At 45.7% G+C, this 15,772-nt stretch carries 14 protein-coding genes; 12 read left to right on the top strand and 2 right to left on the bottom strand.

What is annotated here, in order from left to right; all coding sequences use genetic code 11:
* Positions 1-76 precede the first annotated feature (76 nt).
* Positions 77-931: an AraC family transcriptional regulator gene (locus MHB71_RS18455; RefSeq protein ID WP_340027213.1), complete on the top strand. Its 855-nt coding sequence runs from the start codon at positions 77-79 to the stop codon at positions 929-931.
* 5 nt (positions 932-936) lie between these two features.
* Here the strand turns inward: MHB71_RS18455 and MHB71_RS18450 are convergent, their stop codons facing one another.
* Positions 937-2,991, bottom strand: coding sequence for a helix-turn-helix domain-containing protein (locus tag MHB71_RS18450; protein WP_340027212.1), 2,055 nt, complete (start codon positions 2,989-2,991; stop codon positions 937-939).
* Positions 2,992-3,486: 495 nt separating this feature from the next.
* On the opposite strand from MHB71_RS18450, the gene MHB71_RS18445 reads away from it, so the two are divergent.
* From MHB71_RS18445 to MHB71_RS18415, 7 genes are all read left to right on the top strand, one after another.
* Positions 3,487-4,707: an amidohydrolase family protein gene (locus tag MHB71_RS18445; RefSeq protein WP_076251491.1), complete on the top strand. Its 1,221-nt coding sequence runs from the start codon at positions 3,487-3,489 to the stop codon at positions 4,705-4,707.
* 61 nt (positions 4,708-4,768) lie between these two features.
* Entirely contained in the window at positions 4,769-5,935 is a 1,167-nt protein-coding gene (locus MHB71_RS18440; protein ID WP_036668987.1) for a hypothetical protein, read from the top strand.
* Between the two features lie 256 nt (positions 5,936-6,191).
* Positions 6,192-7,127, top strand: a complete 936-nt coding sequence (locus tag MHB71_RS18435) for a helix-turn-helix domain-containing protein (RefSeq protein ID WP_340027211.1) — start codon at positions 6,192-6,194, stop codon at positions 7,125-7,127.
* 27 nt (positions 7,128-7,154) lie between these two features.
* Positions 7,155-7,643 (top strand): DinB family protein, encoded by a 489-nt coding sequence (locus MHB71_RS18430; RefSeq protein WP_074093953.1) that lies wholly within the window; start codon positions 7,155-7,157, stop codon positions 7,641-7,643.
* Positions 7,644-7,823: 180 nt separating this feature from the next.
* A complete protein-coding gene (locus MHB71_RS18425) occupies positions 7,824-8,111 on the top strand; it encodes a hypothetical protein (protein WP_340027210.1) in 288 nt (95 codons plus the stop codon).
* 174 nt (positions 8,112-8,285) lie between these two features.
* Entirely contained in the window at positions 8,286-8,978 is a 693-nt protein-coding gene (locus MHB71_RS18420) for a hypothetical protein (RefSeq protein ID WP_340027209.1), read from the top strand.
* Positions 8,979-9,099: 121 nt separating this feature from the next.
* Positions 9,100-9,621 (top strand): GNAT family N-acetyltransferase, encoded by a 522-nt coding sequence (locus MHB71_RS18415; protein ID WP_340027208.1) that lies wholly within the window; start codon positions 9,100-9,102, stop codon positions 9,619-9,621.
* A gap of 53 nt (positions 9,622-9,674) precedes the next feature.
* On the opposite strand, the gene MHB71_RS18410 is transcribed toward MHB71_RS18415, so the two are convergent.
* Positions 9,675-10,025 (bottom strand): hypothetical protein, encoded by a 351-nt coding sequence (locus MHB71_RS18410; RefSeq protein ID WP_036611232.1) that lies wholly within the window; start codon positions 10,023-10,025, stop codon positions 9,675-9,677.
* A gap of 437 nt (positions 10,026-10,462) precedes the next feature.
* Between MHB71_RS18410 and rhaD the strand changes: the two genes are divergently transcribed.
* The 4 genes from rhaD to MHB71_RS18390 all read left to right on the top strand — a co-directional run bounded on the left by rhaD (position 10,463) and on the right by MHB71_RS18390 (position 15,528).
* Complete coding sequence (rhaD, locus tag MHB71_RS18405) at positions 10,463-11,308, top strand: rhamnulose-1-phosphate aldolase (protein ID WP_340027207.1); 846 nt, start codon at positions 10,463-10,465, stop codon at positions 11,306-11,308.
* 278 nt (positions 11,309-11,586) lie between these two features.
* Positions 11,587-13,404, top strand: a complete 1,818-nt coding sequence (locus tag MHB71_RS18400) for an APC family permease (RefSeq protein WP_036669004.1) — start codon at positions 11,587-11,589, stop codon at positions 13,402-13,404.
* Between the two features lie 343 nt (positions 13,405-13,747).
* A complete protein-coding gene (locus MHB71_RS18395) occupies positions 13,748-14,710 on the top strand; it encodes a sugar ABC transporter permease (protein ID WP_076327280.1) in 963 nt (320 codons plus the stop codon).
* A complete protein-coding gene (locus MHB71_RS18390; RefSeq protein WP_336759487.1) occupies positions 14,707-15,528 on the top strand; it encodes a carbohydrate ABC transporter permease in 822 nt (273 codons plus the stop codon). The genes MHB71_RS18395 and MHB71_RS18390 overlap by 4 nt, the downstream gene beginning before the upstream one ends.
* Positions 15,529-15,772: the final 244 nt, after the last annotated feature.

The following is a 15,772-nucleotide window of genomic DNA, read 5'->3' as shown; positions in this document are numbered from 1 at the left end:
ATTGTCATTATAGAATTGAATGATGACTTAGAGAATAAAGAATATTGCCCATATATATCACAATATGAAACTAACGATGGAGAAAGTGGTGTACTGGATGGATACCCGGATTTTTTTTGGTAAAACAGAAGAAGCTGCTCGCCTGCCGATCTATATGACCACGGTTGGTTACTGGGAACACCAATATGAAACCGAGCGTCCAGAGGGATTCCCGGATTATCAGATCCACCAGATTATTCATGGTCAGGGGAGACTGATTATACAAGAGGACGAGTATATCGTCGGACCGGGTGACGTTTTCTTTCTGTATCCCGATGTTCCGCATCGATATATGCCCATCAGTGACCGTTGGGAACTGGCTTGGGTCTCGTTTCAGGGGAGAGAGGCTAGCCAGTTATTATCTTATGCGGGGATAACCGGTTCACGCGTATGCAGACTCAGGACAGCCACACTGCTGCGTGGCCTGGAGCAACTTCTGGTTAGAGGAGAGAATGGCGGTGATGCGGATTACGCAGATTACGATGTGGAGTGTTCCAAACAATTATATGCCCTGCTGCTGGATCTGAAGCCACTACTCATCGCATCCGCCAATTATAATGATGAACTGGAGCGCTTGAAGCCTGTGCTGCGTTATATCGCAGAGCATCTGGATCGTTCGCTTTCGCTGAAAGAACTGGCCGATGTGGCTGTGGTATCTCCCCAATATTTGTGCAGGCTGTTTCAGAGGGCACTCCATACCAGACCTGTATTTTACGTGAACCAGGAACGGATCAATCGAAGCAAACAACTCATGTTCAGTGAGAGAGAGCTTCGAATATATGAAGTAGCTGATCGGGTGGGTTACGAGAACGCCAGTTATTTCTGTGCGATGTTCAAAAGGCATACAGGCATGAGTCCAGAGCGTTTTCGCAAACTGCACGGACTGAATTGATGGAGTTACAATTTTAGTGCTCCACTTGCGGTAGGAGCAACAGAGTACACTTCACTTAAATGACATGCCAGATACACCTTCATCCAACCCTCGGAATCGTTCAGATCAACACCTAGAATCTCCTCTATTTTGCGCAGGCGCAGGTACAACGTATTGGTATGAATATGCAGACGTTCGGCTGTGGCTTGCACAGATCGATTCGCGGCAATGTAGGTTTTGAGTGTGAGTTCAAGCTCTCCTGATTTTTGCTGTTGAAGAGGGGACAGAATTTCGTTAATGTAGTTCTCGATATCGGAAGGTTCCTGGTTCAGAAACAACCGATTGATCCCGATTTCTTCGTAGAGCATCAGGCCCGCTTTGTTTTGTTTCAGCAAAAAGGACAATGAGCGTGTAGCCTCGTCATTGCTTTTGGACACATACTCAAGCCCTTGATACAGTCCACCGATGCCGATAGATAGGGCAGGAGTCTTGGAGGTGGTCCATTTCTCCACAGCCGTTTCCAGCCTGCTGATGATCCAGTGTCTGACCTTGGGCTCGGATGCAGCAGCCAGAATCGTAATTTTGTGATGTGCGCTGAACAATAGATGTTCGCGGGTGCCCAGCTCCTTTTCGATAAATCCAATCAACTTGCGCACCCAATTTTCAGTTGTTTTCATATCGGGATATTCCCCATAGAGCTGCAATTGAGCGACGAACAAGGACTGATGGGCTGGCAACTGAAAGCTGGAAAGTCGTGCCTCCAACTGCTGTGGTTCTCTATATTGCACGAGATCACTGAAGAAATCATGGTTTTTCCGATAGGACATCTCGGTGAGTGAGTAGGTATTCACCATCTCCAGCATCACAATAGCTCCGCCTTGTTCCAAAATCACATGATCCAACTGACCTAACGGATGATCTAATTGGATGGCAAAACAGCCAAGCACCAGAGATCCGTTCACAATGGGATAGAGGTAATAATCGCTATGATCCGTTCCACCGGATAAGGTGATGGGGTTAAACTGACTGTCCAGAGCAGTATAGATATCGAGCTCACTTAGCAAGATACTTTCCGGGATGAGCGGGTACCAGTCATTTCTCGCCATGTCCACATAATAGGTGGGAAGTTTCAGCATCGACCCAACCGTCTCAATGATATGTCCGAGGCTCACATGTTCAATGGAAAGCGCCGTGAATTGATTATGAATTTCATTACGGCTAACGAGATATCGGTTCGTTTCCAGCAGTTCTGAATACATGGTGGCGTTGGAGATGGCAATGGCTGCCTGATCCGCAAATCCCTGCATCACATTCAGATCATGTGGGGCAAATCGTCTGTTTTGTTCAAATTGGTATACCAGCATTACACCGATTTTGTGGGTGTTCATTGTCACGGGAACGGCGATAAGTCCTTTTGCCATAATACCGTCAGGCAGTGAACTTACAATGATATCCGCATTCACCTGACTAACATTGCCCATATCTTTAAAGGCATCATCCGGTGTGCTATACATTCGGCCAATGCCTTCCTCGTATACTTTTCCCGTAATGCCCTCATCCAGCTCACCCTGATATTGGTACACACTATCCTGAAAACCGACTTTCGCTCTAGGAATCATCTTGCCAGAGTCCGGATCAACCATCATGAACAGCCCGCAGGAAAGGGAGGGGATGACATGGAGCGCATTCTCCATGATTTTGAGTAACAAATCGTTCAGCTCCAGGGAACAGGTCAGCTCCCGCAGTCCGGTCAACCATCGATCATTGTGTGCACGTTCCTTCTCAATCTGCTGCTTCAGCAGTCCTTCCCGAATCAAAGACTCCAGACGTTCACTCTGTAGCAGGGTAAGTTGTTTCTGGGTATCGATAACCACACGAATGTTGATGTTAGACAAAAAAACAAACGTGTACCTGAGAATCTTCCAGGATGACTCAATCTGTTCTTGATCTGTATATTCAGGTAGCTCTCCTTCACGCAACCAGTTATTCCACTGGAAATCATATTCATCCTTGATCCAAATTCCGTACGGAACAGACCCAAAGACTTGAACCATAAATGAGCGAACCGCTTCATGAATCATAGCAAACGTACTCCTTTTGTGTTCACATGGCAAAATGCTTACATATATAACATGATCTTCACTATGCTGTGTGATTTATATTTGTATTGTGTATATCACCATAATTAATATTAGAATGCTGTTGCTATCAACAATGACATTATACATTTGCAACTTATATAATGTCATTAACTTTAACACGATACAATTTCATCGTAGTACAACAGTAGAGCTGTAAATCGAACAGATATACGTAATATTTAAGTTCAACTTAACTTTTTACACGAGAACGGAGAGGACAGAAATAACGTGAAGAAGCAAAGCGTTCGCCTAAAAGCTTTCGCAAGAAAGCTACTTCGGAAGCATACGCTATCCCCGGATTTTCCCTTTGGAGAAGGGAATCAAAAAAAATCTGGGGATAACAGCGATCGGAAGGTTATTCTGTCATCGGAGTGGTCAGTGTAAATATTCTTTAGTTGAACTTACAATCAAGTCTGAAAATGAGGTGGAGTACAGATGAGTCAAATTACTGCTTTTGTAGGTGCATTGTTGATTGATGGACAAGGTGGAGAACCTGTTTCCGATAGTGTGGTCCTGGTTGAGAACGGGAAATTCATAGCAGCGGGTGCAAAAGCAACCGTTCCAATTCCGGAAAATGCCGAGCTTGTTGATGTAACAGGCAAAACGGTGATGCCCGGATTAATCGATGCCCATGTCCATGTACACGGGGCCAAAAATCTGAATATGGCTGCGGTGGCGCTGGAAGCCAATGAACTCCAGATGGGGAGAGCACTTCAGGATCTGCCGAAGCTGATCAACGCCGGATTCACAACCGTCAGGGATGTCGGTAGCCATGTTGCTGTATACATTCGCGATCTGATCAAGGAAGGTGTGGTGAAGGGGCCGCGGATTAAAACTTCCCGTCATATGCTCTCTCAGACGGGTGGACATGCAGATATCCATATGATTCCAACGGAACTGAATATCTTCACCGTGTGTGACGGGGTTCCGGAAGTCATTAAGGCAACACGCACGCAGTTCCGTGAAGGGGCGGATTTCATTAAAGTGTGCTCCACAGGCGGGGTACTTTCGGAGAAAGATGACCCTCGCTGGTCGCAATTCCGCATGGATGAGCTGAAGGCGATCGTGTATGAAGCGGAAGCGGTACAGTCTTATGTGGCTGCACATGCGCAAGGTACACAGGGGATCAAAAATGCGTTGGAAGCGGGCGTACGCACCATTGAACACGGGATCTACATTGATGAAGAAGGCATTGGCATGATGCTGGATCAAAAGGCGGTTCTGGTGCCAACGCTGGCCATTGTACATCGGATCATCAAAGAAGGGCATAAATACGGTGTTCCCGAATTTGGTATCCGCAAAGCCAAAAGTGTATATCAGGAGCATATTGAGAACATGATTATCGCGCGTAAGGCAGGCGTAACCATTGCAGTAGGGACAGACTTCTGCACGTGTGCACCTGTTGAGCATGGCGGGAATGCACTCGAACTTCGATTGCTTGTTGAAGATGTTGGATTTACGCCGATGGAAGCGATCGTAGCCGCAACAAGAGATGCGGCGAGAGCGATGCAGATGGAAGCGGAGATCGGTACGATTGAACCTGGCAAAGCTGCTGATCTGCTGGTATTGAATGTGAATCCGTTGACGGATATTGGACTGCTCGAAAACATAGAGAATATCGAACAGGTCTATTTATCGGGTGAGCGCTTGAAATAAGAAAGATGGTTCTACGTGTACTGAACTGCACTGACAACATAGAGAATGGGGAGAAGCCACCATGTTTAGTCAACCGATATATATCGCCACAGTATTGCTAGTTATTTTAGCTATAGGGGAACTGGTTTCGATCTGGTCCAAAGCGCGAATTCCTTCCTTGCTTGTTATTCTGATCGGATATTTGCTGCTGAACTGGGCGGGGTTATTTCCTAAAGGAGTGGTATCCAGCTCTGCTCTGACGGCGTTCGGGGCTCTCATGGTGGCTCCGCTGATTGTACACATGGGGACATTAATACCGCTGAAATTAATACGTTCCCAATATAAAGCAATACTGATCTCATTGTTCGCATCACTCACGGCGACAGGTCTTATCCTGTTAATCGTATCACCGTTCTATGGTTATCCTACGGCTGTTGCCGGATCAAGTCCGGTTGTTGGTGGCATTATCTCTTATCTGATCACAACCACGAAGTTGCAGGAGATGAATCTGGGTCATCTGATTACAATTCCGGCTGTTATTCTGGGTATTCATTCCCTCGTGGGGATGCCGATTGCAACCAATATGTTGCGCAGATATGCGTTGAAACTGCAGAAGCAGGGCGCTTTTGAGAACAAGGTTGCAGGGGAAGGCCACGTGAACATTAAAGAAGCGAATGCCAAAACATTCCTTCCGCAGCGATTCCAGACTGCACCTATTCTGCTGTTGCTCTTGTTCATTATGGGTAGTCTCTCCATTTATCTAGGTAATGTAACCGGACTTAGCTACAGTATCTGGGCTCTGTTGCTCGGGGTTCTCGGACATCTGATCGGACTGTTCCCATCTCGTATTCTGGATAAAGCAAGTACATCGGGAATTGCCATGATAGGTCTGATCGTAGTCGTTATGACAAGTATGGAGTCGATCACTTTTGATGCGGTGGTTAGTTCCATTATTCCAGTGTTGTTCATTATCGCAATCGGTGTAATTGGGGTGCTGATCGGTGGATTTGTTGGCTCCAAGCTGTTCAAATGGGACCCGCTCAAAGGTCTGCCTGTGGCACTGACTGCACTATTCGGTTTTCCGGGGGACTACATTATCTGTGAGGAAGTAAGCCGTTCAGTTGGACGTGATGAAAATGAACGCAAAGCCATCCTCGATGAGATTTTAACGCCAATGCTGGTAGGTGGATTCACAACGGTCACAACAGCATCCGTGTTAATTGCGTCCATACTGATCAAGACACTTTAAGAGGTTGTCAAAAACGCTCTTTTTGAACACGCACTATAAGAAAAATTGATGTTCTTTTCATCCCAATTTCAGTTTCCATTAAGGTTGGGAAGGTAAGATAAGTCTTGTAAACCCCTTCTCGTGTTAAATAGATGTGTGACTGGCCCTATCGGATTGTCCTCCGGTAGGGCACTTTTTTTTCTTCATTTCTGCGGTTGGTGGTATGATAGATGAATACATAATGTGTAACCAACTCTAGTGGCCGGAGGATGGAATTGTGGATCACAGTTTGCACCCGTTGTTTAAGCCTATTCAGATGAATGGAACGTACCCTGACAGTTATTATGTTGAGAAAGTACCTGCTACTGGTCTGATGGCTTATGTGGCCTGTTATTGGGAATCAGGATCTCTTCCGAACACACATGCGGATGTTGCTAAGAGAGAAGGTCCAGAGCGATCGATGATGACGGTACCTGCCCGGGTATTACCGGATGGTTGCACGGACATGCTGATTACATACGACCCAGTCTGTTCAGAGCACTCCTATGCTTACTGTGGCAATTATACACAGCCGTTCGCTGTACCTGAGCCATCCGATGATGGTTCCCCTGCTGGAGACTACACCTTTGGTGTCCGGTTCTTCCCGGGTGGAGCGCATGTCTTCCATGGCATGCCTCTGGAGTGGTTTACGGATAAGCGAATTGCCCTTCAGGAATGTTGGCCGGAGAAGCTAAACGAGCTTCAGGAACGGATGGCCGAAACGAAAAGTTTTGCAGAGCGAGTAGAGGTTATGAATGCGTACTTGAGTCCGTTGCCCGTGCAGGCAAGCACATCGGAGAACAATTTGATGAAAAACGTGCTGCACCGCATCTTTATCGATGGGGGACGTATGAGTGTCCAAGAGCTGGCGATGCGTGAAGTGATCAGTGAGCGGCAGCTGCATCGCAAGTTCTCTGAGTGGGTCGGAATCAGTCCCAAACGATTCAGTGAGGTGGTTCGTTTTCATCGTGTGTTGAGTGATATTCATCAAGGGAACACGGCAGACTGGGCAATGCTTGCCCAGAATCATGGATTTTTTGACCAAGCCCATCTGATTCGGCAATTTCGCAAGTTTTATGGAGAGACTCCGCTGACGGCAGCTAGGGAGCATGGCAGAATGTTGTCCGATTTGTACAATAGATCTGTAGCACCTTCGGTTATACTGAAGTCGTGAGAATAAAAGATAAGGGAGACATCATATATGAATGGAACATTGCAGATTCGGGATCACTTGTTAAATGAATTGGAAACAGGCGTACGGACGGGGGCTTCGTTAATTCGCTTGATCCGTTCGGAGGATTGGTCGTATCGTCCACAGGAGAATATGCGTTCATTGGTGGAGCTAGTGCATCATTTTATCCAGATTACCGCATCGGATCTTGCCATTATGCAGGAAAAAGGTGAAGCTGAGGTTGGGCTGGTAGAGAATAGCCTGTCGGGGACCCAGGATATCGAGAAGCTTGAAGCAACATTATGGAGCAATTTCGAATCCTACAAAGCCTATATCACGGGATTGAGCGAAGACGACTTTTTGAATCGTTCAACAAAAGCTTTTTATATGGAACATGGTCACTTGCAGGTTCAATGGCAGATTGAAACCGTAACGCATGTATTCCATCACCGTTCGCAGCTGTATAACTATCTCAAGCAGCAGGGCCATGAACTGAACTTTTTCATGCTGTATGCGTAATTAAACTAAAGTAAGCTTAATTGGCTCCACCGGATGGTCCGGTGGGGCTTTTTTGCGTACATTCGTCTATCAATCTATGAAGTCTATCAAAATTGGACATTATGACCCTGGTAATTCACCGTTGCTTTAATAGATTTCAAGCATAGAATACCGTATCAAAGCAAAAAGGAGGTGAATTCAATGGCCATCCTTTTACCGATACAAAATTACAACCTTCCTGCCGGAGTAGGCAAGTCCTACTACGAAAACCTGGCTGGAGGCACAAATGCCAGTGCTACAGTGAACAACGCTGGACCTTTTCCGGTATCTCTCGTGATCACACGTGTTAATGCACCAGTAGTCACTTACGTTGTTCCTGTAAACAGCAGCCTTACCATTTCTGCAGGTGGAGTTCTGGTGTTTGCCTTGTTAGCTAACCTTGGAGGCGCAGCTTCCGGAACAATTCAATTCGCCGTAGCAGATTTGTAATTGATGTGAACTGAATTGGAACGGCCTCTGTCGGACATCTTGTCGGCAGGGGTTTTTCTTTTTTTTATGTGGAACCTTCTGGATTGAAAGTGATATTATACTAGAGTCTTATTATTTGATTAATAGGTTGTTATAAGAATGAATTTCTTATACAGCGAGAGAAAGGGAGATTTGATGTTTAGAAAGATGTTCATCTATATTATGGGGGTAAGCTTAGGATTGTCTGTAATTCTGTTACCACATGTTGCTCAGGCGGCGAATGAAAAGACTACTCTGGAGTATGGCAATGGGGCTACATATTATGGAGAGACCAAAAATGGAAAACCTCACGGGAATGGAACCATGACCTGGGGGAAAACCAAAACCTACAAAGGAAGCTGGGCACAGGGAAAACGTTCGGGACACGGCGTATATAAAGTTATAACACGCGGAGAGGACAGTATTACAGAGTCCAAGTATGATGGGAACTGGAAGAGTGACAAGAAAGATGGTAAAGGTAAACTTCATGTTAACGAAATAGCTTTGACTGGATATATGCTGGAATCGCGAATCCAAACAGGGACATTTGCAAAAGATCAGTGGATTGCAGGCTATGATGTACGAAATGGGGAATATGATCCGCCATATTCGTTTCTTTACAAAGATTCGAAATTGAGATTTGAAATCTTAGGGTATGCCGGAGACATTTGGAATGATTTGAAGAGTGGTTATATATTCTCATTTACATATAAAAAGGGAAAAGTATATAAACATATTGGTGTTGGAGAAGAGTATATTTCCAAGCAATTCAGCTCTTTTATAAAAAGTGTAGAGAAAGAGATCAAGCCTCACATCAATCAATTTGAGAAATTGGCTAAGCAATTATAAGTGTTATTACAAGGGATGAACATGTACACAGATTATAAATGTTGTTTATCCTGACGGTCATTCGATTAATTTAAGGTATAAGCTGCACGTGAACTGGTGTTGGCATACAGGAGGTTAGTCGATGATGAACAGAACAATCTTATTTGAAACTGAACGGTTGGAATGTGCGACTTGGAACGAAGGAGATCGTGCGCTGGCGTTTGCATTGTGGGGCGATCATGAGGTTGCCAAATGGATTAGCGGCAAGGGATTTCTGAGCGAGGATGAAGTAGAAGCGAGATTAACACAGGAGATTCAAAGGCAGAAGGAAGCGGGTGTGCAATATTGGCCCCTTTTTGAGAAAGAGTCGGAGGTGTTTGTCGGTTGCTGTGGCCTGCGTCCGTATTCTCCTGAAGAGGAGATCTATGAATTGGGATTTCATCTAACCCGGGATCACTGGGGTAAAGGGTATGCACAGGAAGCGGCGCGGGCGGTAATTGGTTATGCCTTTGACACAATGAATGTGAAGGCACTGTTTGCCGGGCATCATCCGGATAATGAAGTGTCACGTCACATCTTGATCAAGCTGGGATTTGAGTATACAGGTGATGAACGTTATGAACCGACAGGAAAGATGCATCCATCGTATGTGCTGCGAAAATAAGAAACCCCCGACCAATGAAGGACAGGGATTGAGGGCATCCGGTTTCCTCTTTTTTATAGAACAAGTTCATTCGAAACAATACGATGTGCGGTGACGATTTGCCCGGTGCTGTCTTTTCCCCACACTGAAATTTCAGTTGATGCAGCTGCGCCTCCACCCGTTGTGAATACATATTCGTATCCATCCAGGTTGGCATAGTAGGTTTGAGAGAAGACTTGCCCGGGGGTCAGATTAACGGATTGCAGCACATATAAGGTTCTCGTTCCATTCAGGAAATAACCTTCAATAAGTACATTGGACGTATTGATGGAATCGGTGTTGACCATTTTGATGGTGACCTGTTGTGTAGGCCTGCTGCCACCGGAGAGGTTGTTCTCAATCGGGCCTGTAGAAAGGACTGCCATAGGTCCAACTCCTTTTTTATGAATGACTTTTTCTGAGAAAAGCTAGAATAGCATATGTTAGAATCGACAAAAGCGTTTGGACAAAGAGATATATGTACTGAATGAGAAGGAGGGACTGAATCTTCTGTCCCAAGGAGATATATGTTTTCATGCTTTTTTTATTTCGCTTTCAGCTTCTATTAAGGTAGCAGAGGTAAGATAAGTCTTGTAAACCCCTTCTCGTGTTAAATAGATGTGTGACTGACCCCGCCGGGCGCCGGTGGGGTATTTTTTTGTTTTATTATCAAATAAACAATAATAAACAAAAATAAATAAAAGAATATATCTGTGTTTATTATTGACTACCAAAGATAAACAAAGGTATAATGAATGTGAAATAAAGAACTTACTATGTACGTGGCAAGCCATTTGATTTTCAATATAAGGAGAGATTGATCATGAACGTGACCCTTACCAATGAAACAACGCAGGTTGCAGGTTTCCATATCCCATTTGTTCGTGAGATGGCTGAGATTACACAACATATGTGGAAAAATGGCTGGGATGAGCGTAATGGCGGTAATGTCAGCTATCTGCTGGAGGAAGAGGAAGTTGCCCAATATATCGATATCCTTCATGTGATTCGCAAGATCAAACCAGCATTTTCGGTGCAGGAGCTGGCAGGCAAGTATTTTATCGTGACCGCATCGGGCAAATATTTCAAAAATGTACTCGCTGATCCGGAGAGTAATCTAGGGGTGCTGCGTGTATCGCAGGATGGACAGGAGCTGGAAGTGCTCTGGGGATTGAAGTCGGGGGCGAATCCAACAAGTGAGTTGCCTACACATTTCATGAGCCATATCGAACGTTTGAAACTGGACCCGAACCACCGGGTTGTCATGCACAACCATGCCACTCATGTATTGGCTATGACGTTTATCCACGAATTGGATGAAGCAAAATTCACGAAAACGCTGTGGCAGATGTGCACGGAGTGTGTGGTTGTATTCCCGGATGGGATCGGCATTATTCCATGGATGATTCCTGGATCAAACGAGATTGGACGCGAAACGGCTGAGAAAATGAAAGAATACCACGCGGTCATCTGGCCGCAACATGGCATCTTTGGAACAGGAACAACGATTGACGAGGCATTTGGTCTGATTGAGACCATCGAGAAGGCAGCCCAAGTGTATATGCTGGTTGCTGGTCACGAGATCCGGCAGAGAATTACGGATGAGCAGCTGACCACACTGGCACAAGCGTTTGGTGTTACTCCTCGTCCCGGAATTCTGGGCAGTTAAGGAAAGTTGTATTGTTTTATAGTTAACGCATAGATCAAGGAAGTGGTCTTTGGTTCATTGAACCAAAGGCCATTTCCTTTTTTTTGACGAACAATCGCCATTTTGGTTCAAAAAAGTTCAAATTGCTGAACAAGAATGGCTTTGTTATCGATTATTGAATCGTAGAATGCATTATCACGCGCTGGCGAAATTCGGGTGAAATGACGTATTGTCAACGGCTCTGCGATTTTGCATAATAACAATGCTTCACAGATGAGAGACGGAAGGAAGTTATGATCATGCTTGGCAAAATGAAGAGAATCTTAATAGGCAAGCCCATGAAATCGGCTGAACTGGATGGAGAAAAATTGGGGAAATGGAAGGCACTCGCCATCCTGTCCTCGGATGCCCTATCGTCCGTTGCCTACGGTACGGAACAGATTTTGCTGGTGCTCGTTGCGGCCGGATTCGCCGCCCTGTGGTACTCCGTTCCGATTTCCATCGCCGTGCTGGGATTACTCGTCATTTTAATTTTTTCCTATCGCCAGACGATATTTGCTTATCCAACAGGGGGCGGCGCTTATATCGTAGCCAAGGATAACCTGGGTACAACATCCAGTCTGATTGCCGGAGGATCTCTGCTGGTCGATTATATTTTGACCGTTGCGGTAAGTTCGTCCGCAGGGACGGATGCGATTACGTCGGCTTTTCCTATGCTGCATGACTACAGTGTTGTGATTGCTCTGATTATGATTGTTTTTCTAACCATTATGAATTTGCGGGGAGTGACGGAGTCAGCGTCTGTGCTGGCGATCCCCATTTATCTATTTATCTTTTCGATTGCGGTTCTGATTATCTCGGGTGGAATCAAATTTCTTGCCGGGGGGATGGAAGCAGCTGCACCAGAATTCGGAACAAGTCTATCCCATGTGAGTATGTTTCTGTTATTAAAAGCATTCAGCTCCGGTTGTTCGGCCTTGACTGGCGTGGAAGCGGTAAGTAACGCGATCCCAAACTTCAAGCAGCCTGCTGAGAAAAATGCCGCGGGTACATTACTGCTCATGGGTTGTATATTGGGAGCCATGTTCATCGGCATCACCTTACTGGCTTATGGGTACGGAGTGAAGCCTGATCCCAAAGCAACGGTTATTTCCCAGATTGCTGAAGCGACGTTTGGCAGGGGCACGATGTATTTTATCATCCAAGGTGTAACGGCACTGATCCTGTTCCTCGCAGCCAACACAGCTTATTCGGCTTTTCCGCTGTTATCCTTCATGATGGCAAAGGATAAATACATGCCGCATGCATTTATGGTCAGAGGAGACCGCCTTGGTTTCTCAAACGGGATCATTTTTCTTAGTGTGATGTCTGCGCTGCTGGTGGTCGGGTTCAAAGGTAATACGGAAAGCCTGATTCCGCTCTATGCGGTAGGGGTGTTCATTCCATTTACGCTGTCACAGCTCGGTATGATGATTCGCTGGATCAAAGTCAAACCGTCTGGCTGGCAGATGAAGTTGCTGGTCAATACCGTCGGTATGCTGACTACATTATCGATTACTCTGATCTTTATTTTCACCAAGTTCACACAGACATGGGTCATCTTTATCTTTTTGCCGCTCGTTGTTTATGTGTTCATGCGTATTCACCGTCATTATTGCAACATTGCAGATGAGCTACGGATTGATATTCAGGTCGATAAGCCAGCTAAAAAAGGCAATACGATAGTCATTCCTGTTGCGGGCATTACCCGGGTTGTTATGAATACGATCAGTTACGCCCAGACGATGTCGGATCACGTGGTCGCACTTTACATTGGCTTCGATGATGAGGCCATACGCAAGATGGAGCAGAAGTGGGAAGAATGGAATCCAGGTGTTCGTCTGGTTGTGATCAAATCGAGATACCGTAGCATTATGGGGCCGCTGAAGAAATTTATTGATACAGTAGAGTGGAAAACGGCCGAGACCGATCACATCACCATATTGATTCCACAATTCATCACTAAGCACTGGTGGCAAAATGTACTGCACAACCAGACCAGCTTCATGATCCGGGCCTATCTGATCAATTACAAAGACGTGATTGTCACCACGGTGCCATATCATCTTAATCGTTAACTCAAACGGTTAATCGCTTCACCTCGTTTGGAAGATTTACAGATTATTGTAAAATGAGTCGCTTTTATTAATAAGCAAACGTTCATATTCCATTTACACATCAAACCGCAGGGACATCTCCAAACAGGGGAGTTCCTGCGGTTTTTTGTCATGAAATCTAATTCTAATTCCGGCGTAGAGTTGATCCCTGGTTCCGTAAAGTCCCTTGTCCATGATTAACGTTACGTTGATTCAGAATGAATTTTGCTGTGACATTCGACTCTTACACTAGATAACGTGGTGCTGAAGTTGATCTAACATTTCACACACACTGAATGCGTGAAACAAGGGGGAAGAAAATCCGATGAGTGAGCTTGATAACCGGATCAGCTTGCCCGCCGCCAAACGGCGCGTATCCGGTACGAGTGAGCGCCGGACAGCCTCGCTGCGTGTGCAGCGAATGCGGGAGAATCTGCTGGCCTATGGTTTCCTGGCACCATCGCTGCTTTTGTTTGCAGTGTTTCTGTTTTACCCGATGTTTAAGTCCGTGTACCTGAGTCTGCATTCCACAGATCCGACGGGGCAGATTGCGGCTTATGTAGGACTGGATAACTTCAAGGCCGTGTTCCAATCAGGACTGTTTATGCAAGGGATGAAAGTGACATTACTATTTGTACTGTTTACAGTGCCTACGGGCATGCTGGCTGCTCTGATTCTGGCTGCACTGACTCACAACCGGTTCAAGGGAATGCGTGTATTCCAATTTGTATTCTCTCTGCCCGTGGTGTTATCCGTCGGTTCGTCAGCGGTGATCTGGAAGTTTCTATTCCATCCGACCCTGGGCATGCTGAATTATCTGCTTGGCAAAGTAGGCATGGATCCAATTCCCTGGCTCACCAGCCCGGATTGGGCATTGATCTCAATTTCCATCATGACAATTTGGATGAACCTTGGATTCAACTACATTATTCTATCCAGTGGTTTGGCGGGCATCCCGGATGAGATCTACGAGAGCGCCAAGATTGACGGTGCAGGACCATTGCTGACGTTTCGCAAAATTTCGATGCCGCTACTGTCACCAACGTTGTTCTTTGTCACGGTTGTATCAATCATTGGTGCTTTTCAATCGTTCGGTCAGATCAACATTCTAACCCGGGGTGGTCCGATGGACAGTACAAATGTTTTTGTATATTCCATCTATCAGGAAGCCTTCGTTAATTTCCGCTTTGGTACAGGTAGTGCACAGGCACTGATCCTGTTCGTGGTGATTATGCTGCTGACCCTGATCCAGTTCAAATGGGTAGAAAGGAAAGTGCATTACCAATGAGTGCGACATGGACCAAAACGCTGTTGTATGTATTACTGACGATCTGTGCAGCGCTTGTGCTGTATCCGGTGATGTACACCTTTTTCATGGCCGTGATGACGCCGGAAGATGCGAGTGCTTATCCGCCACATATCATTCCAAATTCCATCGATCTGTCCAACTTTAGCGAAGTATTTGATATTGTTCCGATCGGTCGATTTATCGGCAATACCTTTCTTGTCGCAGGACTGACAACGCTTGGTCAATTGATTACAGCGAGTATGGCAGCCTATGCTTTTGCGAAAATGCAGTTCAAAGGCAAAAACGTCATCTTCAGCATGTTTGTCGCCACCATGATGATTCCATGGGAAGTGACGATGATCCCCAACTACCTGACGGTTCGCAGTTGGGGCTGGCTAGATAGTTACCAGGGGCTTACCGTGCCGTTTCTGGCAACGGCGTTTGGTACATTCCTGCTAAGACAGTTCTTCATGCAGCTACCCAAGGAATTGTTCGAGGCGGCGAAGATCGACGGTTGTGGTCATATTCGCTATTTCATATCGCATGTCTTGCCTTTGTCCCGTCCGGCACTTGGAACACTGGCAATCTATTCATTCTTAAGCATGTACAATTCGTATCTCTGGCCGCTGCTGGTGACAAACACACCGGAAATGAGAACCGCACAGATCGGAATCTCGATGCTGGAGTTCCAGGAATCCACAGCGTGGAATCTTGTATTTGCCGGAACAGCCATGGTCATTCTACCATCCTTACTGCTATTGATTTTCGGGTTGAAACAGCTTGTCCGCGGAATGGCCGCAGGCGCACTGAAGGGGTAGGAAGAGAAAGTTTTACAAGTATTTAATTGAAGTGGAAGCTCTGAAGGTTTTGATCTAAAGATTTTAATTTAGAGGTTTTGAATTAAACCTTGTATCTTCTTACAAGGTCCACGGTTTGGATACCAGGAGCGAATAAAATGAGGCTCGTGCTTCAAATAAAATGTTGAAATGAACGACGGTAGTAGTGGAGGGGACGAAATCGATTCTGAAGAAGCAAAGCGTTCGCCTTTATCCCCGGATTTTC

It is taken from the genome of Paenibacillus sp. FSL H7-0940, from assembly GCF_037979415.1.
In the GTDB taxonomy this organism is placed as follows: domain Bacteria; phylum Bacillota; class Bacilli; order Paenibacillales; family Paenibacillaceae; genus Paenibacillus; species Paenibacillus amylolyticus.
Note: the sequence above shows the minus strand (reverse complement) of the source record. Positions and strands in the feature narration are given on the sequence as shown.

Coding starts and splice junctions, on each gene's coding strand:
- MHB71_RS18455 (WP_340027213.1), top strand. CDS start 77: ATGGAGAAAGTGGTGTACTGGATGGATACCCGGATTTTTTTTGGTAAA.
- MHB71_RS18450 (WP_340027212.1), bottom strand. CDS start 2,991: ATGATTCATGAAGCGGTTCGCTCATTTATGGTTCAAGTCTTTGGGTCT.
- MHB71_RS18445 (WP_076251491.1), top strand. CDS start 3,487: ATGAGTCAAATTACTGCTTTTGTAGGTGCATTGTTGATTGATGGACAA.
- MHB71_RS18440 (WP_036668987.1), top strand. CDS start 4,769: ATGTTTAGTCAACCGATATATATCGCCACAGTATTGCTAGTTATTTTA.
- MHB71_RS18430 (WP_074093953.1), top strand. CDS start 7,155: ATGAATGGAACATTGCAGATTCGGGATCACTTGTTAAATGAATTGGAA.
- MHB71_RS18425 (WP_340027210.1), top strand. CDS start 7,824: ATGGCCATCCTTTTACCGATACAAAATTACAACCTTCCTGCCGGAGTA.
- MHB71_RS18420 (WP_340027209.1), top strand. CDS start 8,286: ATGTTTAGAAAGATGTTCATCTATATTATGGGGGTAAGCTTAGGATTG.
- MHB71_RS18415 (WP_340027208.1), top strand. CDS start 9,100: ATGATGAACAGAACAATCTTATTTGAAACTGAACGGTTGGAATGTGCG.
- MHB71_RS18410 (WP_036611232.1), bottom strand. CDS start 10,025: ATGGCAGTCCTTTCTACAGGCCCGATTGAGAACAACCTCTCCGGTGGC.
- rhaD (WP_340027207.1), top strand. CDS start 10,463: ATGAACGTGACCCTTACCAATGAAACAACGCAGGTTGCAGGTTTCCAT.
- MHB71_RS18400 (WP_036669004.1), top strand. CDS start 11,587: ATGCTTGGCAAAATGAAGAGAATCTTAATAGGCAAGCCCATGAAATCG.
- MHB71_RS18395 (WP_076327280.1), top strand. CDS start 13,748: ATGAGTGAGCTTGATAACCGGATCAGCTTGCCCGCCGCCAAACGGCGC.
- MHB71_RS18390 (WP_336759487.1), top strand. CDS start 14,707: ATGAGTGCGACATGGACCAAAACGCTGTTGTATGTATTACTGACGATC.